The following is a 25,796-nucleotide window of genomic DNA, read 5'->3' as shown; positions in this document are numbered from 1 at the left end:
CTGCGTTTTCCCTTCTTTTAGTTTTTCTGATTTTTCTAGTCACCAAAATCAAATTTGAAGAAGACATTTCGAAGTTAATACCTGTGAATAGCGAAAATAGAAATTTGCATCGGGTATTGAACAGCGTAAATTTTACCGATAAGATTATTGTGAATATCTCCCGTAAGGACACGGGCAATGTTACGGATTTAGTTGATTTTGCTTCAGAATTTTTGGATAGTCTTGAAACAAATGCGGCTGCGTATGTGAAAAACGTACGCGGAAGAGTTCGCGATGAGGATATGCAGAATACTATGGATTTTGTGTACCAAAATTTACCACTTTTTTTGAATGAAACTGATTACGAAAATGTATCGCAAAGGCTAAAAAAGGACAGTATTGATGCCATTACTCAGGCAAATTATAGAAATCTTATCTCGCCTTCGGGTATAGTTTCCAAGAAAACGATTTTACGCGATCCGCTTGGGCTATCATTTATAGGTTTGGAAAAGTTGCGCCAATTGGGCGTTGCCGAGGATTTCTTTTTGAAAGATGGATTTTTGGTAAGTAAAGATGAAAAGCACATATTATTGTTCATTACGCCACAATTTGCCAGTAGTGAAACCGCAGAAAACGCTGCTTTTGCTGAATATCTTTATGAATTAAAAAAAGAATTCAATAGTAAATTTGATAAAAAAGTAGCCGTTGAATATTACGGAGCAGCGCTTATAGCTGTGGCCAACGCAAAACAAATTAAACGGGATATCCAATTTACCGTTGCAATTGCCCTAAGTGTATTGCTTTTGCTGTTCATTTTCTTCTACCGAAATATATTGGTTCCCGTAATTCTGTTCGTTCCCACCGCGGTTGGCGCTCTTTTGGCCATTGCTATTTTGTTTTTGCTTCGGGGTGAAATTTCAGCAATTTCATTGGGAATTGGTTCGGTATTATTGGGAGTTACGCTGGATTATTCCTTGCATATTTTAACGCATATCCGCAACAATGAACGTACGGAAACTCTGTACAAAGATGTGTCACAGCCCATTTTAATGAGTAGTTTCACCACCGCAATTGCTTTTTTATGTTTACTTTTTTTAGAATCGCAAGCTCTACAGGATCTGGGGATTTTTGCCGCAATCAGTGTTTTGGGGGCTTCGATTTTTGCACTCATTTTTATTCCTATAGTTTACAAAAATGAACTGAGCAGAAAACAGCAAATCACGTTTCTGGATAAAATTGCAGCATATAATTTCCAAAGAAACAAATGGCTGGTGGGGTTTTTGGTTTTGCTTCTCGCAATAAGTGGTTTTACGTACCATCGTGTGGTTTTTGAAAAGGATTTGTCAAAATTGAATTATGAATCTTCAGCATTGAAATTGGCGATGAAAAATCTGGATTCACTGACTGATGTTTCTTCAAAATCGCTTTATGTGGCAACGTATGGCAAATCGGTGGAAGGCACACTGCAATTGAACGATTCCATTTTTGACAGACTTCAGCAATTAAAAAATAACAATGAAATCCAAAGCTTCAGTTCCATCGGCGCGCTGGTTCATTCGCAGCGCGACCAGCGGAAAAGTATAGAAAACTGGAAACAATTTTGGACAAAAAATAGAATTGATAGTACCCAAAAATTTCTGATGGAATCTAGCGCGCGACTGGGTTTTAAGCCTGCGACTTTTCAGGAGTTTTATACATTTTTGGAAACAGATTTTCAAACGTTAAAGCCCGAAGATTACCAAAAAATCCCTTCAATGCTTTTGGAAGATTACATTGCCACTGAAGCAGATTTTACAACCATTACTACTTTGGTAAAATTGAATGATAACTCCAATTCACAGCAAATAATAAATGCGTTTCAAAACACGCCGAACACCGTTGTAATTGATCGACAACAAATGAATGAACGTTTTTTGGGCAACCTCAAGAATGATTTCAACGCTTTAATAGGGTATTGTTTTATCGCAGTTCTTTTGGTTCTTTTATTCTTTTTCAGAAGTATCTCTCTCACGATCGTAACGGCCGTTCCCATATTTCTCACTTGGTTTTTAACCGTTGGGATTATGGGTATTGTTCAACTTGAATTCAATATTTTCAATATCATTATCAGCACATTTATTTTTGGATTGGGTGTGGATTACAGCATCTTTATGACTAAAGGTTTGCTGAAGGAATTGCGCACGGGAGAGAAATTGGTAAACACGCACAAAACATCCATTATTCTTTCGGTATTGACTACAATTCTTGGCGTGGGGGTTTTGATTTTTGCGAAACATCCAGCGCTCTATTCTATTTCAATCGTTTCTATCATTGGGATTTTTTCGGCGATGATGCTGGCGTTTACGTTGCAGCCCATTCTTTTTTCGTTTTTTATGGGAAGCAAAAAAAGGCGTCCCGTTACACCGCGCATGTTTCTGAATTCCAGTTTTTCGTTCGCCTATTTCGGAATTGGGGGATTGGCATTATCGCTATACAGTATTATTTTAATGCCGCTATCACCTCGAAGCAAAAAGGCAAAAATGTTACGCTTCCATAAAATGATTTCGGTTTATATGAAATCCGTATTGTACACAAATCCATTTGTGAAGAAAACCGTGATAAATGCCCAAAACGAGGATTTTAAAAAACCGGCGGTGATTATTGCCAATCACACATCATTTTTAGATATTTTGGCAATTGGGATGTTGCACCCAAAAATCTGTTTTTTGGTAAATGATTGGGTTTATAAATCGCCCATATTTGGCAAGGCCGTGCAGCGTGCCGATTTCTATCCCGTTTCCAGCGGTATTGAAAATAGTATGGAACATCTTGAAGCTAAAATCAAACAGGGATTTTCATTGATGGTTTTTCCGGAGGGGTCGCGCAGTGCCACCCATAAAATAAGGCGTTTTCACAAAGGAGCCTTTTTTCTGGCAGAAAAGTTTGGTCTCGATATTTTACCCGTTTTAATTCACGGCAATGCTGAAATTTTGCCAAAAGGAAGTTTTATAATAAAGGACGGAAGCATAACCGTAAAAATCTTGCCCCGAATAAAATTTGAAGATAAATCATTCGGTGAAAATTATACGCAGCGGGCAAAAAAAGTAGGAAGTTATTTCAAATCTGAATTTCTAAACTTGCGAAAAAGCATTGAAGACATAAATTATTTCCACCGAATTATTTTAGAAGAGTATCGCTTCAAAGGCCATAAATTATACCGAAACATTAAAAATAAGCTTCGGATAAATGGGGAATTATATCACAAAATTATTTCTGAGCTAAAGCCAGATTCAACCATTATAAATCTCGCTGATGATTGCGGCGAATTGGATTTTTTGATGATTTTGGATGGTCCGGATCGTAAAATCTTCAGTAAAATAACTGATGACAAAACACATCAAATTCTACAAAATTCATTTTTAACGGAACAATCCAAAAATTTGCATTTCGTTTCAAATAGTTCAGAAATAGCAAAAGAGAAAATAGATTATTTGATTTTGGAAAGCGGGCAAATTTCAAATGTACCAGAAAATTTCTTTGGGGAATTTTCGGTGTCAACCATCATTTTATTGGGCGAAGAAGCCGTGGCAAAACATGAAATTTTCAGTACTTTCGGCTTTCAGAAAGTAACGGAAGCGGCTAAAATCAAAATTTTCAAACGCGCTGAATTTCAGAAATGATGAAAGAAAAATACGATGTTGTAATTATTGGCAGCGGCCTGGGTGGATTGGTTTCGGCCATAATTCTCGCCAAGGAAGGTTACAGCGTTTGTGTGCTTGAAAAGAACAATCAATTTGGCGGCAATCTTCAAACTTTTTCGAGAGATAAAACAATTTTTGATACCGGGGTACATTACATCGGCGGACTTTCCGAAGGGCAAAATCTCTATAAATTTTTCACGTATTTAGGAATTTACGATGACCTCCGACTAAAAAAACTGGACGAAAATGGCTTTGACAGAATAACTTTTGATGATGATAAAAAAGAATACAGGCACGCTCAGGGATACGAAAATTTCATTGAAAAACTCGTTATAGATTTTCCCAAGGAAGAAAAGGCAATCCGTTCATACTGCGAAAAACTACGGGAAACGTGCAATAGCTTTCCGCTCTACAGATTGGGTTCCGGAAAACCGTATTACGATAATACTTCGCTTTTTGAATTGAAGGCCAAAGATTATATAGATTCCATCACCGAAAATCAAAAGCTCCGCGCGGTCCTTGGCGGCAGCAATCTACTATATGCGGGCGATGGCCACCGCACGCCATTTTATGTGCATGCACTCTCGGTAAATTCCTATATTGAAAGTGCCTATAGATGCGTAAACGGGGGGAGCCAAATAACCAAAACTCTTTTAAAACGCTTGCGTGAAAACGGCGGAAAAGCCTACAAACGCCACGAAGTTACATCAATAGATATTGAAAATAACAAAGTAAAATCCGTTCGCACGGAGTCGGGTAAAAGTTTTGAAGGCGCTATTTTTATTTCGAACATTGATCCTAAAATTACGCTACAGCTTGCCGGTGTGGAACACTTTCGCAAATCCTACACAGCGCGTGTTCAACAGATTGAAAATACCATTTCGGCCTTCAGTCTATATTTGGTTTTGAAGCCCGATAGCTTTAAATATTTGAATTACAATTATTACCATTTTAAAGATTCCAATAACATTTGGGATGCCCAAAATTATTCACAGGAAAGTTGGCCCGAGAACTATATGGTTTCAATGGGAATAAAGAAATATAACGAGCGTTTTGGCGATACTCTCACGGCAATTACCTATATGCGTTTTGATGAAGTTTTGCATTGGGCAAATACGCACAATACAGCTGCAAAAAAGAATGATCGTGGACAAACGTATGAAGAGTTTAAGGCTGAAAAAACTGAAATATTTTTGAGGGAATTGGAGAAAAAATTCCCAAAAATCCGGGATTGCATCAAAGCCGTTTATTCTTCCACACCGCTGTCTTACCGCGATTATATAGGCAGTGAAGACGGAGCGATGTACGGCTATGTAAAAGATGCGGACAATCCGCTGAAATCCAACATTTCCCCACGTACAAAAATTGAAAATCTTTATTTAACCGGCCAAAGTTTGAACATGCACGGAATTTTGGGCGTTACCATTGGTGGTGTGCTAACCTGTTCAGAAATATTGGGGAGCGAATATCTATTGGATAAAATTTTGGAAGCCAACAAAAAAGAGACTGTGCAATAATATTTAGGTTTATGGCAACTATTAAAACTTCCCCAATAGAAAGAGTGCAATACATTTCAAAAAAAGATTTTATTGCGAAGTATTACAAGCCGCAAAAGCCTGTGCTGATTGAAGGTTTGACGGAAAACTGGGATGCTTTCGCAAAATGGAATTTAGATTATATCCAAAAAAATGCCGGGGAGCAGGTGGTACCGCTTTATAACAATGAACCTACTAAGGGAAAGCAATATTCTGCTGAGCCGGTGAAAAAAATGAAACTTCGCGATTATATTGAAATTCTTAAATCACAGTCTACAGACCTGCGCATTTTCTTTTTCGATTTAAAGGCAAGATTGCCGGAACTCGCAAAGGATTTTGAATACCCAGATATTGGGTTGAAATTTTTTAAACGATTGCCGGTGCTTTTTTTTGGTGGTGAGGGTTCAAAGGTTTTGCCGCATTACGATATGGACTTGGCAGATTTGGTCCATTTTCATTTTCACGGCACCAAAAGCGTGATGCTTTTTCCTCCCCAACAAACTAAAAATCTTTACAGAGTGCCCTATTCAGTACATAATTTGGAAACTATAGACTTGGATAATCCAGATTTTGATAAATTCCCGGCACTTGCCCATTTGCACGGTCTTGAAGTCATCATGAAACACGGCGATGCACTTTACATGCCCAGTGGTTACTGGCATTACATAAAATATTTAGATGGAGGTTTTTCAATGACACTTCGGGCTTTTCCAAGAAATTTCGGCCGCTTTGCAAAAATGCTTTCAAACGTCCTTTTTATGCGCAATTTTGAAAACGTCATGCGAAAAAGTTTTGGGCAAAAATGGATAGATTATAAAGAAAATCGAATCTTGCAAAGAACCAATAAACGCTTTGCAAACGAAAAATAAAAGTTGATTTGAAAGTTGTAAACCTTATATCAATTGGACTATTTTTTCTGATATGTCTCTCATCGTGCGGTATTTCAAAATCAATAAAAAACCGGCCAGATGTAAGCATTTATTCCGATGAAATTCCGGACCGCGTAAAAATAAACGATTCAACTTTTGTCGCTGGAAATAATTTTCTGCTCAAAAACAAGCAAGGCCAGTGGGAAATGTATGTGGAAGGAAATCCGTTGCAAATTGGAAAAATTACCGGCAGTTTAACACAGGAATTGTTGCAAAGACAGGAAGCTATTTTCTTCAATAAAATCGAGGATTTAGTCCCTTCAAAAACCAAATTATATGCCCTTCGTAAATTTTTGGCTTGGTACAACCGCAAAATGTACTTGCATATTCCTGAAGAATATAAAACCGAAATTTATGGGGTTTCACGATATTCTTCAGAAGATTATAATACAATTGCACAGCCCTATTTACGGTCACTTTATTTGCACGGAGCGCACGATATTGGCCACGCAATGCAGGATTTAATGCTTGTGGGATGCTCAACATTTGCCGTTTGGAATGGAAAATCAAAAGATGGCGAGTTGCTCGTAGGCAGAAATTTTGACTTTTATGCAGGTGATGATTTTGCAAAGGAAAAAATTATTGCATTCGTGAACCCCGAGCTTGGCCATAAATTTATGTCTGTAACCTGGGGAGGAATGATTGGTGTGGTATCGGGAATGAACGAGAAAGGTTTAACCGTGACCATAAATGCTGGGAAGTCAGAAATTCCGTGGGTCGCGAAAACGCCCGTTTCCATTGTAGCTAGGGAAATTCTGCAATATGCCGAAACCATTGAGGAAGCTGTTGCCATTGCAAAAAAAAGGGAGGTTTTCGTTTCTGAAGCCATTTTTGTGGGAAGCGCAAAGGATAGAAAAGCTGCCATAATTGAAGTTTCCCCTAATAATTTTGGTGTTTATGAAGTTGAAAATTCAGATAAATTAATTTGTTCGAACCATTTTCAAAGTGATGCCTATAAAAGTGATGGGCGAAACAGCAAATGGATTGCTGAAAGCCATTCGCAGTACCGCTTTGATCGGATGGAGGAATTAATTTCTGAGGAGGAAAAAATGGATGTTGGTAATGCTGTTGCTTTGCTTCGGAATAAAGAGGGATTGGAAAATAAAGAGCTCGGTTTTGGAAATGAAAAGGCCTTGAATCAATTATTGGCGCATCACGGAATTGTTTTCAAACCTGAAAGTCTTCAGGTTTGGGTATCTTCAAATCCTTATCAGTTGGGCGAATTTGTAGCGTATGATCTCCGTGAAATTTTCCGGGACAGGGAGCTTAACCCTTTAAAAAAAAGTATTTCGAAGGAAAACTTGAACATTTCCGAAGATCCATTTTTGAAAACACAGGAATATGCAGACTATGAGGCGTATCGAACTCTGGAGCGGAAAATTGAATATGCGATCGAAAACAACAAAAAACTAGAATTAGAAGATTTGAATGCACTTCAGAAAAAAAATAAAAATTATTGGAAACCGTACTATTTGACCGGAAAATATTATTACAATAATGGATACAATGTTGCGGCAAAAATTGAATTTGAAAAGGCACTCAAAAAAGAGATTCCATCTTTGGCAGAGCGTAAAGAAATTGAACGGTACGTTAAAAAATTGAGATAATGCAGTACTGAAATGGACGAAAGGAAAAAGAAGATTCCAGAAATAGAAAAAAAGACCGCGATTGAGATTAAGGAATTTCAAGAGGAGAAATTGAGAGAAATGTTGCGCTATATAAACGAAAAATCTCCATTTTACAGAAATCTATTTACAGGGGAAAATATTGATATTTCAACGATTGAAAAATTGGAAGATCTTCATCAAATTCCAGTAACTTCAAAGGAAGACCTCCAAAAACGTAACGACGATTTTTTTTGTGTGGAACGGCGTGAAATTATTGATTACGTTACCACCTCCGGAACTTTGGGCGATCCCGTAACCATTGCACTCACCGAGGCCGATTTGGAACGATTGGCCTATAATGAAGCAATTTCCCTGGAATGTTGCGGCATAACCAAAGACGATGTCATCCAATTGATGACCACTATGGACAGAAGATTTATGGCAGGTTTGGCCTATTTTCTTGGTGCACGAAAAATTGGGGCAGGGATTGTTCGCGTTGGTTCCGGCGTTCCAGAATTGCAATGGGATTCCATAAAAAAATTTAAGCCAACGTATTTAATTGCCGTGCCCTCATTTCTTTTAAAGTTGATTGAATATGCAAAACAGCACAATTTAGATATATCCCAAACGGGGGTTAAGGCAGCTATTTGCATTGGGGAATCTATTCGGGAGCAAGATTTCTCGCTCAATATGCTCGGAAAAAAAATTACTGAAAACTGGAATATTGAACTTTTTTCCACCTATGCCTCAACTGAGATGGGCACGGCCTTTAACGAGTGCGAAAACCATACTGGGTGTCATCACCATCCAGAACTAATCATTGTTGAGATTCTTGACGAAAACAATAGACAAGTGAAAAATGGTGAAGTAGGTGAATTGACTATAACCACGTTAGGAATGGAAGCTACACCACTTCTGCGGTTTAAAACCGGGGATTTGGTAAAATTTCATACAGAAGCCTGTTCCTGCGGCAGAAATACGTTGCGTTTGGGACCCGTTGTGGGCAGAAAAAAACAAATGATTAAATACAAAGGAACAACATTGTATCCTTCGGCAATTTTTAATGTATTGAATGATTTTTCCAAAATTGAGAATTATATCGTCGAGATTTATCACAATGAGTTTGGGACTGATGAAATTCTTATAAAAATAGCTTCAAAGAATATTTCAGAAGAATTTTTAAGTGAAATAAAAGATCATTTTAGGGCAAAACTTCGTGTAGCACCAAGAATACAGAGTGCGTCTTTTGAAGAACTTGAAAAAGTAATAATGCAGCCTTTGGGGCGGAAACCAATTCAAATTTTTGATAGAAGATAACAAAAAAAACTGGCTTCGTGTTTTAAACAAAGCCAGCTTCTTTTAAATGGATACAATTTAAATCTTGAAAGTGATAACGGGCATTTTTGCGTGATTCACCATATCCTCGCTTATGCTTCCATTGAAGAAATGTGAAATTCCCTTGCGGCCGTGGGTGCTCATCCCAATTAATTGGGCGTTGTTTTCTTTGGCAAAATTCAAAATACCTTTTTCAACGGAAGTATCATTATAGACATTGAGGGTGTAATTTTCTGCGCCCATTCCTTTCACAAATTTGTTCATTGTTTCCATTGCTTGGGTATTTGTCTTAAAATCGCTTGGCGTATTTATAAGCAACAAATGCATGGTTGCGCCTATGGATTTTGCGAACTTCTGGGCTTGGACAAATGGCGCACGGCATTCCTCAGTAAAATCTGTAGCAAAAACGAAATCCTTTACATTGAAATCGGCGTGTTCATTTTTAATTACCAAAACCGGAATTTTTGAAGTGCGCACTACTTTTTCGGTATTGCTTCCCACAAACATTTCCTTGAAACCGCTTGCACCGCGTGAGCCCATTACAATTAAATCTATATTGTTTTTCTCTGCAGCAGTCTGGGTATCTTCATAAATTTCATTGTGCCCAATTGCTTCGTGGATGTTTATTCCGTTGAGGTAAGGTTGCTCCAGCAATTCAGCAAAGTTTTTTTCGGCTTTTTTAATAAAGAACAAGGATTCCGGCAACTGCCCTTGGTCTGTGGTGGCGAGGTGTAAGGGCATTTCCATGGAATGGAGCACAAAAATTTCACTGCCGTGTTTCTTTGCAAGTTGAACAGCAACTTTTAGCGCATTTTCGGCTTGTTTTGAAAAATCTGTGGGAACAAGAATTCGTTTCATATAAGGGTATTTTTTTGTGAATTTAAGAAGGATTAAATTACAAAAATAATTCGTTTGGCCTTGGTTTTTATAATATTAAAAATTATAGTATATTTGCCCCGAATTTGATAGAAACTATCTGAGGGGACTAAAGTCCCCTCTTTTTATAGCTTAAAATGATGCGTGAAAAAGTAGCCCAACTGCTGGAAAATGCGCTTGATAAAAACAATTCACTGTTTTTGATTGACCTTTCTATTTCCGAACAAAACCAAATAAGGGTCACCATAGACGGCGATAATGGCGTAACCGTTGAGGATTGTATCGCTGTAAGCCGCGAAATTGAGCACAATTTGGACAGGGAGGAATTTGATTTTTCACTCGAAGTAATGTCGGCCGGAGTTTCTGAGCCGCTCGCAATACCAAGGCAGTACATTAAGAACATTGGCAGGAATTTGAAGGTGAAAACCAAGGATGGGGAAACCATAGAAGGTGAGCTTACCGCCGCCTCAGAAAATGAATTTACCCTCGAATGGAGCGCCAGAGAGCCAAAACCCGTGGGCAAAGGAAAAATTACCGTGGAAAAAAAGGCAACATTGCCTTATGAAAATATAGTAGAAGCAAAAGTGATGATAACATTTTAATTGGATTGATATGGAAAACTTAGCACTGATCGATTCTTTTTCAGAATTTAAGGACGACAAGCAGATAGATAGGGTAACGCTTATGGCAATACTCGAGGACGTTTTCAGAAATGCTTTAAAGAAGAAATACGGAAGTGACGATAACTTTGATATTATTGTGAACCCAGATAAAGGCGATCTTGAAATATGGAGAAACCGAATCGTGGTTGCAGATGGAGAGGTAGAGGACCCCAATGAGGAAATTTCCCTTACCGCAGCCAGAAAAATTGAACCGGATTTTGAGATAGGCGAGGATGTTTCAGAAGAAGTAAAGCTTATTGACCTTGGTCGCCGTTCTATTTTGGCACTGCGCCAAAACCTTATCTCAAAAATTCACGAGCACGATAATACCATTGTCTACAAGCAATTTAAAGATCTTGAAGGCGAAATCTACACGGCAGAAGTACACCACATTCGCCATCGCGCGGTAATCTTGCTGGATGATGAAGGAAATGAAATTATACTTCCAAAGGAAAAACAAATTCCTTCAGATTTTTTCAGAAAAGGTGATAACGTCCGTGGAATTATTGAAACCGTAGATTTAAAAGGAAACAAACCGGCCATTATTATGAGCCGTGCAAACCCCATATTTCTTGAAAAACTATTTGAACAGGAAATCCCAGAGGTTTTTGACGGACTGATTACCGTTAAAAAAGTGGTGCGTATTCCGGGTGAAAAGGCAAAAGTAGCCGTAGATTCCTATGATGATCGTATTGACCCGGTGGGTGCTTGCGTGGGTATGAAGGGTTCAAGAATTCACGGTATCGTTCGTGAACTTGGCAATGAAAATATTGATGTTATAAACTACACCACCAACTTAAACCTATATATCACGCGCGCTTTGAGCCCTGCAAAAGTTACTTCCATCAAAATTGATGAAGAGAAAAAACGTGCTGAGGTTATCTTGCGCCCCGAGGAAGTGAGCAAAGCCATTGGACGCGGCGGTCATAATATACGTTTGGCTGGCCAATTGACTGGTTATGAAATTGATGTGCTTCGCGAAGGAGCTGAAGAAGATGTGGAATTAAGCGAATTCTCTGATGAAATTGAAGGATGGATTATTGAAGAATTCAAAAAAATAGGTTTGGATACGGCCAAAAGTGTGCTTGAGCACGATATCAATGATTTGGTAAAACGCACAGACCTTGAGGAAGAAACCATCCTCGATGTTATAAATATATTAAAAGAAGAATTTGAAGAGTAGCTAAAACTTTAACTACTTTTATAGAAAATTTAAAGAAAATAGGAAAAAGCATTTATGGCTGAAGTAAAAACAAAAAGACTAAGTCAGGTACTACGTGAGTTCAATATCTCGTTGGATCGTGCCGTGGAATTTTTAAGTTCCAAGGGTTTCGATGTGGATGCAAGTCCAAATACCAAAATAACGGGTGATGAATACGGAGTTCTTTTTGAAGAGTTTGAAACCGACAAGAGCAAGAAGATGGAGTCCAAGGAAGTCGGTGAGGAAAAACGCAAAGAAAAGGAAGAACTTCGTCTGGAGCGGGAGCGGGAGCTTGAGGAAAAGCAGAAGAAGGAAGCCTCTCGCGTGATAAGAGCTGAAGCCAAACTTGATGGTCCAAAACAGGTTGGCAAAATAGATCTGGATGCCGGCAAACCAAAGCCTGTAACCCAACCTGAAAAGGAGATTAAAAAAGAAGAAACTCCAGTTGAGGCGAAAAAAGAGGAGAAAGTAGAAAAATCTGTAAAAGAGCCAGTTGCTGAAACTCCGAAGCAGGAAAATGTGAAACCTACCAAAGAAGTAAAGGCTTCAAAAGAAGAAGAGGTTAAAAAAGTAGAGGTTTCAGCTGAAAAGACAAAATCTGAAACCGCAAAGCCCGCTGAAACCAAGGTTGAACTAAAGCAAGAAACAAAATCTGAGGAGCAAAAAGAGGAAAAAAAGGATTCAGATACGGTCACTACCCAATACAGAAAGCTTGAAGGCCCTAATTTTACGGGACAAAAAATTGATCTTAGCCAGTTCAAAAAACCTGAAAAGAAAAAGGATTCAAAATCTGACGATAAAAAAGACAGAAAGAGCAAGAGACGCCGTATAAGCAAAGAACCTTCCAAAGGTGGTGCTGCGGCTTCAAACAATAATAGAGATAATAGGAATAACAAGGGTAGAGGACGTACCAACACTCCAAAAGAAGAGCCAAGCGAGGAAGAAGTACAAAAACAAGTGCGCGAAACGCTGGAAAAACTTCAAGGAAAATCCTCCAAAGGAAAAGGAGCCAAGTACCGCCGTGAAAAGCGTGATACCCACCGTCAAAAATCTGATGAACTTGCGCAGCAGGAAGCAGAAAACAAACTAATAAAGGTTACTGAATTTGTTACAGCAAGTGAGATGGCAACGATGATGGATGTGCCAGTCACAAAAATTATCTCAGCTTGTATGAGCTTGGGGATGATGGTAACCATGAACCAGCGTCTAGATGCGGAAACGCTTAGTATTGTAGCGGAAGAATTTGGTTATGAATTAGAATTTGTTACCGCAGATATTGAAGAATCCATCGATCAAAAAGTGGATGCTCCTGAAGATTTGGAACCGCGTGCGCCTATTGTAACTGTAATGGGTCACGTTGACCACGGTAAAACTTCACTTTTGGATTATATCCGTAAAGAAAATGTTATCGCCGGTGAGTCTGGAGGTATTACCCAGCATATTGGAGCTTACGGCGTAGAATTGGATAATGGCCAAAAAATCGCATTCTTGGATACACCCGGTCACGAAGCGTTCACCGCAATGCGTGCACGTGGTGCCCAGGTCACGGATTTGGCGATTATCGTAGTAGCAGCGGATGATGATATTATGCCACAAACAAAGGAGGCTATTAGTCACGCACAAGCTGCGGGCGTCCCTATCGTTTTTGCCATTAACAAAATTGATAAGCCCAACGCAAATCCTGAAAAGATTAAGGAAGGACTGGCTCAAATGAATCTTCTCGTGGAAGATTGGGGCGGTAAAATACAGTCACACGATATTTCCGCGAAAACCGGAGATGGTGTGAAAGAGTTACTGGAAAAAGTACTGCTCGAAGCTGAATTACTTGAGTTGACCGCAAATCCAGACCGACAAGCGAACGGTACTGTTGTGGAAGCGTTTCTTGATAAAGGTCGTGGTTATGTATCTACGGTTTTGGTTCAGGGCGGTACATTACGGGTTGGGGACTACGTTCTTGCAGGCCAGCACAGCGGTAAGGTAAAAGCTATGCAGGATGAGCGTGGTAATAACATCAAGGAAGCGGGACCATCAACGCCTGTTTCGGTCTTAGGATTGGATGGCGCACCACAAGCAGGTGATAAGTTCAACGTATTTGCAGATGAGCGCGAGGCGAAGACCATTGCTACCAAGCGTACGCAACTTCAACGTGAGCAATCTGTTAGAACACAGCGACATATTACGCTGGATGAAATAGGAAGACGTATAGCACTTGGAGATTTCAAGGAATTGAATATTATATTGAAAGGAGATGTGGATGGTTCTGTAGAAGCACTTACAGATTCATTCCAAAAACTTTCAACGGAAGAAATTCAAGTGAATATAATCCACAAAGCGGTGGGGCCAATTACTGAGAGTGATGTTCTTTTGGCATCCGCGTCAGATGCAATTATAATCGGTTTCAACGTTCGTCCTATGGGCAACGCGCGCCAGATTGCAGATAAGGAAGAAATTGATATACGTACTTATTCCATTATATACGATGCCATAAATGACGTGAAAGATGCGATGGAAGGTATGCTTTCTCCAGAAATGAAAGAGGAGATTACAGGAACTGCAGAAATTCGTGAAACCTTCAAAATTTCAAAAGTGGGTACCATTGCGGGTTGTATGGTTACAAGCGGTAAAATATTCAGAAATTCAGGAATACGCTTAATTCGCGAGGGTGTTGTAATCTATACTGGAGAGCTGGCATCCTTGAAGCGTTTCAAGGACGATGTGAAGGAAGTTTCTAAAGGGTATGATTGTGGTATGCAAATCAAAAACTACAATGATATTTACGAAAATGATATTATTGAAGCCTTCCAGGAGGTTGCAGTTAAGAAAAAACTCAAATAGTATTAAAATAAATTAAGTTTTAAAACGGTCTGAAAATCAATTTTTCAGATCGTTTTTATTTATGTGGTTTCAGTAATCATTTTCAGAAAATGTAAGATCATTATTTTTTTTGATGTCTATTAAGAAACTGACATATTGAAACTTCTTTCGAAAAATATTAGAGCCACACAAAAAAGTTTTAAAAATAATTTCAGAAATCTTTTTGATGAACCACAATTGAATAGTATATCGCTACGAATCAGTTATTTCTTGGATTACAATCGTGTAAAAAGGTGGTTTAGTCCCTCCCAAAAAAATTTCAATACAACAACGAGATTGGGAATTTCAGAAAAGATGATTCTGGGTCAATTTTCCGGCAGAAATATCCATTCTTGATTTTACTATTTGCGGCGTTCGGGCTTCAAAATAAATGCAGTAGGAAAATCTTTTTGAATTTCTATCATAGCTCGCTCTGCTTCAATTCTAGTAGCAAAATTGCCCACCCATACTTTGTAATTTGGTGTCTCGTATTCAATGGATCCGGGCCAATTGGGATAATTTGCTTTATATTTTTTTAGAATTTGGTTTGCTTGGTTTAATTCCCCGTAATAAAGCTGAATGGTAAGTCCGTCCGTGAGTTTGTTTTCTTTCTCCAAAGTTTTTTTCAGCGAAAGCAATTGCACAATTTTTTCATCTTGATTTACCGTTAAAGTTGCTTCTTGTGAATACCCTTGGGTTGAAACAAAAAACAGTAAAATGCTGGCTATAAAAATCTTGTAAAAGGTTTGTTTGTGCATAATTCTAATAGTTTATTGCAAAAGTAAATTTTATTCGGTTTGATGGGTCAAAAATTATTATTTAGAACAAATATAAATTACCCATTAACACTTTATTTGCATTTCTAAAATCGACTTTATAATGTACTTTTGTGCCTTAATTTGAGGAACGAAAACAGTATTGGATACGCGTTAAACAGTTAACTAATTCTGTGCCAAACTCTCGACAATAATTTTAACCATTAGTATGAAAAAGGTGAATTGTTTACATCTACGTTCAAAAATGCCGCTCCTTTTGTTAGTGTTTCTACTAACTTTTTCAACTACCATATTTTCACAGACTGCCCAAGAACAGCCCGGTGCGCCTGAGCCAACGGTAACTGAAATGGCTGTTGATGATGCTGCGCAGGCAAGTACTGGTAGTGGAGACGCTGCGGCTGGTGAAGCATTGTTCAAAGCAAATTGTGCGGCTTGCCATAAACTGGACAAAAAAGCGGTTGGGCCACCATTACGTAACGTTGCGGACAAGCACGACAGACAATGGTTGTACGACTGGATACACAATAGCCAAGCGATGATTGCGGCGGGAGATCCTGTGGCGGTTAAACTTTTTGAAGAGTACAACAAATCAGTAATGACCGCTTTCCCGGCATTATCTGAAACTGATATCGATAACATTCTTGCCTATACAAGTCAGCCAATTCCAACTCCTACCGAAACATCCGTGACTGCAACACCGACTGGAGAAAGTGGCGGAGGGGTTTCGAATGCTTTGGTTTTGGGGGCGCTTGCACTTATTTTCTTGCTTTTGATAATAATGCTTTTCTTGGTTACAAACACGTTGAAGAGAATAGCAGAGGCAAACGGCGTTGTTTACGAAGAAAAAGAAAAGGGAACCCCTATTTGGAAAGCATTTGTTCAAAATCAATTTTTGGTTTTGGTTACATCTATATTTTTGATTTTAGCAGCTGGTTACTTGGGTTACGGATATTTGATGCAAGTAGGTGTTGACCAAGGGTATTCGCCTGTTCAGCCTATTCATTATTCGCATAGAATCCACGCGGGCGACAATCAAATAGACTGTAAATATTGCCACAGCTCGGCAAGAACAAGTAAAACTTCTGGAATTCCATCCTTGAATGTTTGTATGAATTGCCACAAGAATATTTCTGAAGTAGCAGCAGAGACCGCAACAGAAGAACATTCAAAAGAATTTTATGATGGTGAAATTGCCAAGCTTTATAAGGCTGTGGGCTGGGATGCCGCTACACAACAATACACTGGAAAAACGGAACCTGTGAAATGGGTAAGAATCCACAATCTTCCGGATTTTGCATATTTCAATCACTCACAGCACGTGACCGTAGCCGGTATTGCTTGCCAAGAGTGCCATGGAATAATTGAGGAGATGGAAGTTGTTGAGCAATTTGCACCACTTACTATGGGCTGGTGTATCAATTGCCACAGGGAAACAAATGTAAGTTTGGCCAGCAACGAATATTATGCTAAAATTCACGAAGAATTATCGAAGAAATATGGTGTTGAAAAACTTACCATTGCAGAATTGGGAGGTTTGGAATGTGGAAAATGTCATTATTAATATTCGAAAATACTGACAAAAAATATTAAATAAGAAATGCGATAAGGTGAACCGTAAATTGGTGTAATAACTGGAAACGAAGAACCTGAAGAATTATAAAATCTAAATCGTACACGCCCGGAGCGAAATCAAAGGGTAAAAAATTGTAAATAAATAATATGGCATCAAGCAAGAAATACTGGAAAAGTGTTGAAGAGCTTAACGAAGACAGCTCTATTGTTAAGGCGCTAAGGGATAATGAGTTTGTGTCCGAAATTCCTACTGATGAGTTTTTAGGGAATAAAGAGGCTTTGGAATCTTCCAAAACTACCCGTAGAGACTTCTTAAAATATGTAGGGTTTACTACAGCTGCGGCTACAATGGCTGCCTGCGAAGGTCCGGTAATTAAATCCATTCCCTACGTAGTCCAGCCAGACGAGATTGTTCCCGGAATTGCGAATTATTATGCCACTACTATGGCAGACGGTTTCGATTTTGCCAATGTGTTGGTAAAAACCCGCGAAGGTCGTCCCATTAAGATTGAACGGAATGATCTTGCGGTTAATGGAGGTAGTGCAAATGCCCGGGTGCACGCATCAGTGTTATCGCTGTATGATAAAAATAGGTTACAAAACCCAGCGGTTGATGGCAAAGATGTAAGTTGGGCACAATTTGATGCTGCTGTTGCCCAAAAAATGAATGAAATGGCCGGTCAAAACATTGTTTTGCTGACCCAAACATTCGCAAGCCCATCCATTTCAAAATTGATCTCTGAATTTACTGGCAAATATCCAAATGTCCGCCATGTTGTTTACGATACAGTTTCTTGTTCTGAAGCGCTAGATGCATTTCAGAACAAATACGGAACACGCGCTTTGCCTGATTATGATTTTTCTAAAGCAGAAGTAATTGTTTCAGTAGGCGCCGACTTTTTAGGAGACTGGCAAGGGGGAAGTTATAGCAAAGGTTACGCCCAGGGACGTGTGCCAAAGAACGGGAAAATGTCGCGTCACATACAATTTGAGGCAAATATGTCCCTTACTGGTGGAAATGCGGATAAACGTATTCCTGCAACTCCTTCACAACAAATGCAGATTTTGAAAGCGTTGACAGGTGGCAGTGCCTCAGGGTTGCCACAAAATATTGCCGATGCCGTTTCAAAAGCAAAAGCGCAACTTCAGAAAGCCGGAAGCAAAGCATTATTGATAACCGGATTGCCAGATATAGCCGCACAGACAATGGCTTTGAATTTCAACTCAAACAGTGAGGCGATGGATTCATCGAAGCCATTACTTATTAGGGCTGGAAGTTCTGCCGAAGTAAAAACAGTTGTTGACGGTGTTATTTCCGGAAGTATAAAAGGATTAATTACCGTAGGAGTAGACCCTGTTTACACCCTTCCGAATAAAGAATTTGCCGAAGCTTATAAGAAATTGGACTTGTCAATTGCCTTTGCGATGAAAAAAGACGCAACTGCTTCCTTGGCGAAAATGGTTGCAGCAACCCCTCATTATTTAGAATCTTGGGGTGACGCACAGATTAAGAAGGGAACATTCAGCTTAATTCAACCTACAATTCGTCCATTGTTCAACACGCGCCAATTTCAAGAAAGTTTGGTTATGTGGACTGGCAATGGAAATAATTATTACGATTATTTAAAAGAAACTTGGACTTCATCCATTTTGGCAGGAGGAGGTTCTTGGAACCAAGCGCTACACGATGGTGTAATTTCCAATGATTCTGAAATAATTATAAACGAAAATCCAGGTGCTGAAACAGTTCAGGCAGCCGGAATGATGGAAAGTAATACCAGTAACGGCGCACTTTCTGCAATATCGCAAAACGGCGGTTATGAACTAACATTGTATACTAAAGCAGGTCTTGGTGATGGCCAACAAGCTAATAATCCTTGGTTGCAGGAATTGCCAGACCCCATCACCCGAACTACGTGGGATAATTATTTGACAATTTCAGCATCAGATGCTGAGGCTTTGGATCTCGTTAATGACCATGTATCAAATGGGGCGCTGAATGGTAGTTATGTGAATGTAAAGTTAGGTAACACGGTTCTCGAAAATGTTCCGGTTCTTATTCAGCCTGGACAAGCAAAGGGTTCTGTTGGTTTGGCTTTGGGTTATGGCAAAACGGCTGCAATTCAAAAGGAAATGCAGACTGGAGTTAATGCGTATACTCTTTACAACAATTTCTCATCAGTGCAAAATGTTACTTTGGAGAAAGTTGGCGGAATGCACGAATTTGCCTGTGTCCAATTGCAAAGCACTATGGCAGGACGCAGTGAGGATATTATTAAAGAAACTACACTTGAAATATTCAACACTAAGGACAAGCATTACTATAACGAGATTCCTGTAACGGATTACGATCATAACGAAATTTCCGTTCGTGAGCGAAACGCGGATATTTGGAGCACTTTCGATGACACCGTAGGTCCACACTTTAACCTATCCATAGATTTGAATGCTTGTACAGGTTGTGGAGCTTGCGTTATTGCTTGTCATTCTGAAAACAACGTTCCGGTTGTAGGTAAGGATGAAGTAAGGAAGTTCCGTGATATGCATTGGTTGCGCATCGATAGATATTATTCCGCTGGTGAAACATTTAAGGAAGAGATTGAAACCTTAGAAAATCTACCGGCATTTGACACATACACAGCTGTGGAAGTCCCAGCTTATGAAAATCCTCAAGTGGCATTTCAGCCAGTAATGTGCCAGCATTGCAACCACGCCCCTTGCGAGACTGTATGTCCAGTTGCTGCTACCTCTCACGGGCGTCAAGGTCAAAACCAAATGGCTTACAACCGTTGTGTGGGTACACGTTATTGTGCCAATAACTGTCCTTATAAAGTTCGCCGTTTCAACTGGTTCCTATACGCCGAAAATGACGAATTTGATTACCATATGAATAATGATCTTGGACGTATGGTGCTCAATCCAGATGTAGTGGTACGTTCCAGAGGTGTCATGGAGAAATGTTCTATGTGTATACAAATGACACAGAAAACAATTTTGGATGCCAAGCGAGATGGTCGAGCAATCAAAGATGGAGAATTCCAGACGGCTTGTTCAAGAGCTTGCGATACAGGAGCACTTGTATTTGGAGATGTAAATGATAAAGATGCTGAAGTAGTTAAATTGAAGAAAGATAATAGAATGTACCATTTACTTGAGAATGTAGGAACTCAGCCGAATGTTTTCTATCAGATGAAAGTGAAAAATACTTCAGAAGCATAACAAATAAATTTAAGAAAGAACCAATTATTTAATAATTAAATATGTCGTCACACTACGAAGCACCTATAAGAGAGCCTTTGGTAATTGGAGAGAAATCCTATCACGACATCAGTGTAGATGTAGGAGCTCCGGTCTTGGGAAAGGCCAATAAATCTTGGTGGATTGTTTTTACTATTTCCCTAATTGCATTTCTTTGGGGACTGGGATGTATTATTTACACCGTATCCACAGGAATTGGGGTTTGGGGATTGAATAAAACAATTGGCTGGGCTTGGGATATTACCAACTTCGTTTGGTGGGTAGGTATTGGTCACGCGGGTACACTTATTTCTGCTGTACTTTTGCTTTTCCGCCAAAAGTGGAGAATGGCAGTAAACCGCTCAGCAGAGGCGATGACGATCTTTGCGGTTGTTCAGGCTGGTCTGTTCCCTATCATTCACATGGGGCGTCCTTGGTTGGCTTATTGGGTACTTCCTATTCCTAACCAATTTGGATCGCTTTGGGTAAACTTCAACTCGCCTTTGCTTTGGGATGTATTTGCGATATCAACATATCTTTCAGTTTCATTGGTGTTTTGGTGGACAGGGTTATTGCCAGATTTTGCAATGATTCGCGATAGGACTACAAGTCCATTTCAGAAAAAAATCTATGGTATTTTAAGTTTTGGTTGGAGCGGTCGAGTAAAAGATTGGCAACGTTTCGAGGAAGTTTCATTGGTACTTGCCGGTTTGGCTACTCCATTGGTACTTTCGGTGCACACAATTGTATCTTTTGACTTTGCTACATCAGTGGTTCCAGGATGGCATAGTACTATTTATCCACCATATTTCGTGGCAGGTGCTATTTTCTCTGGTTTTGCAATGGTACAGACGCTTCTTATAGTTATGAGAAAGGTCTCAAATTTGGAAAACTATATTACCGTTCTCCATATTGAGTATATGAACAAGGTAATCCTTCTAACTGGTGGGATTGTAACCGTAGCCTATCTCATAGAGTATTTCATTGGTTGGTATTCTGGTGTACCTTATGAAAACTATACTTATTTGTCCTTTGGTGCGGCTACTGGACCATATTGGTGGGCATTCTGGGCATTGATTATTTGCAACCTAATTGTGCCACTTACACTCTGGGTAAAAAAATTAAGAAGAAATATTCTTTGGACATTCATCGTGGCATTCATTATCAATATTGGTATGTGGTTCGAGCGTTTCGATATTATCGTGATTGATTTGAGTAAAGATCGTTTAACATCTTCTTGGACTATGTTCGAGCCTACTTTTGTTGATATTGGAACCTTCATAGGAACAATTGGCTTCTTCTTTGTCCTTTTTCTACTATACGCACGTACTTTCCCGGTAATTGCACAAGCTGAAGTAAAAACGATTTTGAAATCCTCTGGAGAACAATTCAAAAGATTGAGAGCCGAACACGGTGACGATCATCATCACCATGTTGAAGTAGAATCTTATCCAGCTGCGGAAGGTCCTTCGGCAAATATTCCAAAAAATGATCAATTTAACGGTCCGTCTGAAGAATTTAATGCTGAAGAAAATAGGGTAGATTCTGAAGCTCGCAAAGCTGGGCTTGATAATATGTTAAGTCGTTTGGGTACTTTTGATCCAGCAGTTCAAACCCAAGATGATTTAACTAAAATAAGTGGCGTTGGTCCTATTTTGGAACAAAAACTTCACGAAATTGGAATATTTACTTTTGATCAGGTAAGTAGAATGACAAAACGTGATTACGATTTGCTTGACGAAATCATCACGGAATTCCCAGGAAGAGCGGAACGTGATGATTGGGCTGGACAGGCTGAAATCTTAAAAAATAAAAAATAGTTATGGCTTCAAAAAAGATACACGCTATTTATACAGATGACGATTTGCTTTTGCAAGCCGTCAAACAAACGCGCGCAGAACACTATCATATTGAAGAAGTGTTTACGCCATTTCCCGTTCACGGACTGGATTCTGCTGCCGGCGTTGCGCCCACTAGAATTGCAATCACATCATTTCTTTACGGATTGTTGGGATTGAGTGTTGCCGTCACTATGCTCAACTTTATAATGATTGAGGATTGGCCACAAAATATAGGTGGTAAGCCAAGCTTTGCTTTTTACACAAATATGCCTGCATTTATCCCTGTAATGTTCGAGATGACCGTATTCTTTGCTGCGCACTTAATGGTTGTTACATTTTATATGCGAAGTAAAATCTGGCCTTTCAAAAAAGCGGAAAACCCAGACCCTCGTACTACCGATGATAGATTTTTGATGGCAATAGACGCCGAGAATCACGATATAGATATTCTCACGAAGTTTTTATACGATACGGGAGCAGAAGAAATAAGATTAATTGAAAATGAACAAGAACATTAATATGAAAACATTGATTAACATAGCAATTGTTGCTATTGCTTCGGTATGTATGGTTTCTTGTTTTAACGATAATAAGCCAAACTATCAATATTTCCCTAATATGTATGCTCCGGTAGGATATGAAGCCTATGGAAGCTATAATACAGAATATTTTGAGAATGGGCAGGAAGCAATGACGCCTCCTCCGGGAACAATCCCGCGTGGATGGCAGCCTTATGATTATGAAAACACGACTGCTGGTTTGGAACTAGCAAGAGTTGAGCTTCAAAACCCATTAGAAATAAACGACGAAAATCTAGCTGCTGGAAATCAACTGTACACTATATATTGTGCTGTTTGTCACGGCGACAAGGGTGATGGAAAGGGAATTCTGGCACAGCGTGAGAAATTTTTGGGTATTCCTAGCTACGCTGATCCAGGAAGAAATATCACGCCGGGAGGAATTTACCACGTTGAAATGTATGGGTTAAATAGTATGGGTTCATATGCTTCACAAACCAATGAAAAGGAGCGTTGGCAAATCGCCATGCACGTCATGAATTTAAAAGCGGCTTTGAATGGTCAGCCAGGTTTACTTGGTAATCCAACAGATTCAACCGCGGTTGATTCCACCAAAATGGCCCAGCCGATTGTTGTTGACAGCACAGCAACCGCAAATGTAGAACGTAATTAAGGAATTTAAGAGAATAGCTAAAGATATGTACACGCTACCTAGAAGTTTAAAACTGTTTTCCATTATTCTTGTTATCCTTGGAGTTTTGGGTATCGCCTATGGATTTTTAACCACCCCAAAAACAGTTGAGGAAGTTAAAGAGATTATGGCTGCAGAAGCTAGCCACGGAGAAGGCCACGATGAAACGCATGCGGCTGAAGGCCACGATGGGTCACACGAATCCAATTTTGTTGATACGGCAAGGGGAGAGGAAGGCTATGCTGAACGTGCGATAGCCCACGAAAAAGAAGCCCACGAAGAAGCCCATGGGATTTCACATGAGGAACACGTTCTGCACCAATTGCAAACCAGACCTTGGTCCGCAACTTTTGTGGCAGCATTTTTCTTTATGATGATTGCTTTGGGAGCACTTGTTTTTTATGCCATTCAGTATGCATCTTCGGCAGGATGGTCGCCAGTACTTTATCGCGTGATTGAGGGGGTAACCACATATTTACTTCCTGGTTCTATTATTGTATTTTTAATAGTAGTTTTCGCAGGAACACATTTTTACCCTTGGCAAGATCACGAATTGGTTGCCGAAGATAAAATTCTTCAGGCTAAATCCGGATATTTAAATTTTCCATTTTTCTTGGTTAGGGCAATTATCTATATTTTAGGTTGGAATTTATACCGTCATTTTTCAAGAAAAAATTCTTTGAAATTGGCTGAAACAAATGATATTGCTTACCACCAAAAGAACTTTAAATTTTCAGTCTTCTTTTTGGTATTTTTCTTGGCTACAGAAGCAACAATGGCTTGGGACTGGTTTATGTCTATGACGCCACACTGGTACAGTACACTTTTTGCGTGGTATATTTTTGCCACAATGTTCGTTTCTGCAATTACAGTTATTTCGTTGACAACAATTTATTTGAAAAGCAAGGGTCTATTGCCCTTTGTAAGTGATAGGCATTTGCACGATTTGGCTAAATTTATGTTCGCCTTCAGTATTTTCTGGACGTATCTATGGTTTGGGCAATTCATGCTTATTTGGTATGCAAACATTCCCGAAGAGGTAACTTACTTCATTCTTAGAATTCAACAGTATAATGTTTTATTCTTTGGAATGTTGATACTTAATTTTGTTTTCCCTATTTTAATGTTGATGAACAGTGATTACAAGCGTATTCCTTGGTTCGTAGTTATGGCAGGTGTGGTTATTTTGGTTGGCCATTATATAGATGTATTTCTATTGGTAATGCCATCTACTGTTGGCCACAACTGGCACTTCGGAATTCCTGAGATTGCTGCAATTTTGTTCTTTCTGGGTCTTTTCATATTTATTGTTGGAACAGGACTTAGTCGAGTTTCGCTTCAGCCGAAAAATGATCCATATATTAAAGAAAGTGAAAACTACCATTTTTAATCAATTTGTTTAAAGAAGATATCATAAGATGACCGCATTTTTAGTTGTACTAGTAATCATTCTTTTTGGAGTAGCTGTTTGGCAAATGAACAGGATTTTCCAAATGGCACGTGTTAAACCTACTGGTTTTTCAGAAATTGCCTCAGCGAAGGACAATAACATCAATGGTTATTTGATGATGGGCTTCGTGATTTTTATGTACGTATTGGCATTTGCTTCATTCGCACTATGGAGTGATGTCCTTTTGCCAGAATCTGCATCTGAGCACGGTGTGGGAACCGATAATCTGATGCTTGTTTCCATGATTATCATTTTCGTTGTTGGTATTCTTACACAATGGTTACTTCATTACTTCGCATTTGTTTACAGAGGAAATATTGTAAGAAGAGCAACATTTTTTGCTGATAATGATAAACTTGAATTTATTTGGACAATTATTCCGGTAATTGTTTTGGCAGGTCTTATTATTTACGGTCTTTTTACTTGGACAGATATAATGAACGTTAGCGAGGATGATGATCCGCTAGTTGTGGAGCTTTATGCACAGCAGTTTAATTGGCGCGCGCGTTATTCTGGCGAAGATAATACTTTGGGTGAAGCGAATGTTCGTCTTATTGAAGGTGTTAATCAACTTGGTGTTGATGCGGCAGACCCTAACGGAAAGGATGATAAAATTGTTACAGAACTACATTTGCCCGTTGGCAGAAAGGTGTTATTCAAAATGCGTTCCCAAGATGTGCTTCACTCAGCATATATGCCATTTTTCAGAGCACAAATGAACTGTGTGCCAGGTATGATTACCCAATTTGCTTTCACCCCCACGATAACCACGGAAGAAATGCGCCGAAATGATAAAATTGTGGAGAAGGTGAGGCACATCAATGAATTACGTACCGCAAAAAGTAAGGAGCTTGCTGCAGCCGGCGAAGCCCCATTGGATTCATACGAATTCGATTATCTTCTAATTTGTAATAAGATTTGTGGTTCCAGCCATTATAATATGCAAATGAAAATCGTAGTGGAGTCTGAAGAGGAATATCAGGCCTGGTTGAAAACCCAACCCACTTTAGCGGAACAACTTAGTAATGAGAATTAATAAACAATAGCTTAAAAA

Annotated in this window: 18 protein-coding genes; 16 read left to right on the top strand and 2 right to left on the bottom strand. The window is 39.2% G+C overall.

Translation table 11 applies throughout. The features are described 5' to 3' along the window. Positions 1-83 precede the first annotated feature (83 nt). From KIV10_RS06080 to KIV10_RS06060, 5 genes are read left to right on the top strand one after another with little or no spacing between them, the layout of a single operon-like run. Positions 84-3,638, top strand: a complete 3,555-nt coding sequence (locus KIV10_RS06080; protein ID WP_317194706.1) for an MMPL family transporter — start codon at positions 84-86, stop codon at positions 3,636-3,638. Beyond that, on the top strand, positions 3,638-5,176 hold the full coding sequence (locus KIV10_RS06075) for a phytoene desaturase family protein (RefSeq protein WP_214112770.1): 1,539 nt from the start codon (positions 3,638-3,640) through the stop codon (positions 5,174-5,176). Before KIV10_RS06080 ends, KIV10_RS06075 begins: the two co-directional genes overlap by 1 nt. An 11-nt stretch (positions 5,177-5,187) precedes the next feature. After that, on the top strand, positions 5,188-6,063 hold the full coding sequence (locus tag KIV10_RS06070) for a cupin-like domain-containing protein (RefSeq protein ID WP_214112590.1): 876 nt from the start codon (positions 5,188-5,190) through the stop codon (positions 6,061-6,063). 8 nt (positions 6,064-6,071) lie between these two features. Continuing rightward, positions 6,072-7,730, top strand: a complete 1,659-nt coding sequence (locus KIV10_RS06065) for a C45 family autoproteolytic acyltransferase/hydolase (RefSeq protein ID WP_214112589.1) — start codon at positions 6,072-6,074, stop codon at positions 7,728-7,730. Between the two features lie 12 nt (positions 7,731-7,742). Then, positions 7,743-9,047 (top strand): phenylacetate--CoA ligase family protein, encoded by a 1,305-nt coding sequence (locus KIV10_RS06060; protein WP_214112588.1) that lies wholly within the window; start codon positions 7,743-7,745, stop codon positions 9,045-9,047. 57 nt (positions 9,048-9,104) lie between these two features. On the opposite strand, the gene KIV10_RS06055 is transcribed toward KIV10_RS06060, so the two are convergent. Then, positions 9,105-9,923: a universal stress protein gene (locus tag KIV10_RS06055; protein ID WP_214112587.1), complete on the bottom strand. Its 819-nt coding sequence runs from the start codon at positions 9,921-9,923 to the stop codon at positions 9,105-9,107. Between the two features lie 155 nt (positions 9,924-10,078). On the opposite strand from KIV10_RS06055, the gene rimP reads away from it, so the two are divergent. The 4 genes from rimP (at position 10,079) to KIV10_RS13895 (ending at position 15,014) form a co-directional block, all read left to right on the top strand. Then, complete coding sequence (gene rimP, locus KIV10_RS06050; protein WP_214112586.1) at positions 10,079-10,543, top strand: ribosome assembly cofactor RimP; 465 nt, start codon at positions 10,079-10,081, stop codon at positions 10,541-10,543. Between the two features lie 10 nt (positions 10,544-10,553). Beyond that, on the top strand, positions 10,554-11,786 hold the full coding sequence (nusA, locus tag KIV10_RS06045; RefSeq protein ID WP_214112585.1) for a transcription termination factor NusA: 1,233 nt from the start codon (positions 10,554-10,556) through the stop codon (positions 11,784-11,786). Between the two features lie 54 nt (positions 11,787-11,840). Beyond that, positions 11,841-14,639 carry a translation initiation factor IF-2 gene (gene infB / locus KIV10_RS06040; RefSeq protein WP_214112584.1) on the top strand — a complete coding sequence of 933 codons (2,799 nt, stop codon included), beginning with the start codon at positions 11,841-11,843 and terminating at the stop codon, positions 14,637-14,639. Positions 14,640-14,774: 135 nt separating this feature from the next. After that, positions 14,775-15,014 carry a DUF5916 domain-containing protein gene (locus tag KIV10_RS13895; RefSeq protein ID WP_246516207.1) on the top strand — a complete coding sequence of 80 codons (240 nt, stop codon included), beginning with the start codon at positions 14,775-14,777 and terminating at the stop codon, positions 15,012-15,014. 5 nt (positions 15,015-15,019) lie between these two features. On the opposite strand, the gene KIV10_RS06035 is transcribed toward KIV10_RS13895, so the two are convergent. Continuing rightward, positions 15,020-15,415: an SPOR domain-containing protein gene (locus KIV10_RS06035; RefSeq protein WP_214112583.1), complete on the bottom strand. Its 396-nt coding sequence runs from the start codon at positions 15,413-15,415 to the stop codon at positions 15,020-15,022. A 226-nt stretch (positions 15,416-15,641) separates the two neighbouring features. On the opposite strand from KIV10_RS06035, the gene KIV10_RS06030 reads away from it, so the two are divergent. From KIV10_RS06030 to KIV10_RS06000, 7 genes are all read left to right on the top strand, one after another. After that, on the top strand, positions 15,642-16,994 hold the full coding sequence (locus tag KIV10_RS06030; RefSeq protein WP_214112582.1) for a c-type cytochrome: 1,353 nt from the start codon (positions 15,642-15,644) through the stop codon (positions 16,992-16,994). 158 nt (positions 16,995-17,152) lie between these two features. Beyond that, entirely contained in the window at positions 17,153-20,224 is a 3,072-nt protein-coding gene (locus KIV10_RS06025) for a TAT-variant-translocated molybdopterin oxidoreductase (RefSeq protein WP_214112581.1), read from the top strand. 41 nt (positions 20,225-20,265) lie between these two features. Further along, positions 20,266-22,062, top strand: coding sequence for an NrfD/PsrC family molybdoenzyme membrane anchor subunit (nrfD, locus tag KIV10_RS06020; protein ID WP_214112580.1), 1,797 nt, complete (start codon positions 20,266-20,268; stop codon positions 22,060-22,062). 2 nt (positions 22,063-22,064) lie between these two features. Next, positions 22,065-22,601: a DUF3341 domain-containing protein gene (locus KIV10_RS06015; protein ID WP_214112579.1), complete on the top strand. Its 537-nt coding sequence runs from the start codon at positions 22,065-22,067 to the stop codon at positions 22,599-22,601. Further along, on the top strand, positions 22,585-23,274 hold the full coding sequence (locus KIV10_RS06010; protein ID WP_214112578.1) for a c-type cytochrome: 690 nt from the start codon (positions 22,585-22,587) through the stop codon (positions 23,272-23,274). Before KIV10_RS06015 ends, KIV10_RS06010 begins: the two co-directional genes overlap by 17 nt. Positions 23,275-23,299: 25 nt before the next feature. Next, positions 23,300-24,682: a quinol:cytochrome C oxidoreductase gene (locus KIV10_RS06005; protein ID WP_214112577.1), complete on the top strand. Its 1,383-nt coding sequence runs from the start codon at positions 23,300-23,302 to the stop codon at positions 24,680-24,682. 28 nt (positions 24,683-24,710) lie between these two features. Then, positions 24,711-25,778: a cytochrome c oxidase subunit II gene (locus KIV10_RS06000; protein WP_214112576.1), complete on the top strand. Its 1,068-nt coding sequence runs from the start codon at positions 24,711-24,713 to the stop codon at positions 25,776-25,778. Positions 25,779-25,796 lie beyond the last annotated feature (18 nt).

Origin of the sequence: Aequorivita echinoideorum (assembly GCF_018476645.1) — a bacterium.
GTDB classification, from domain to species: Bacteria; Bacteroidota; Bacteroidia; order Flavobacteriales; family Flavobacteriaceae; genus Aequorivita; species Aequorivita echinoideorum.
This window is presented reverse-complemented; position numbering and strand designations above follow the sequence as displayed.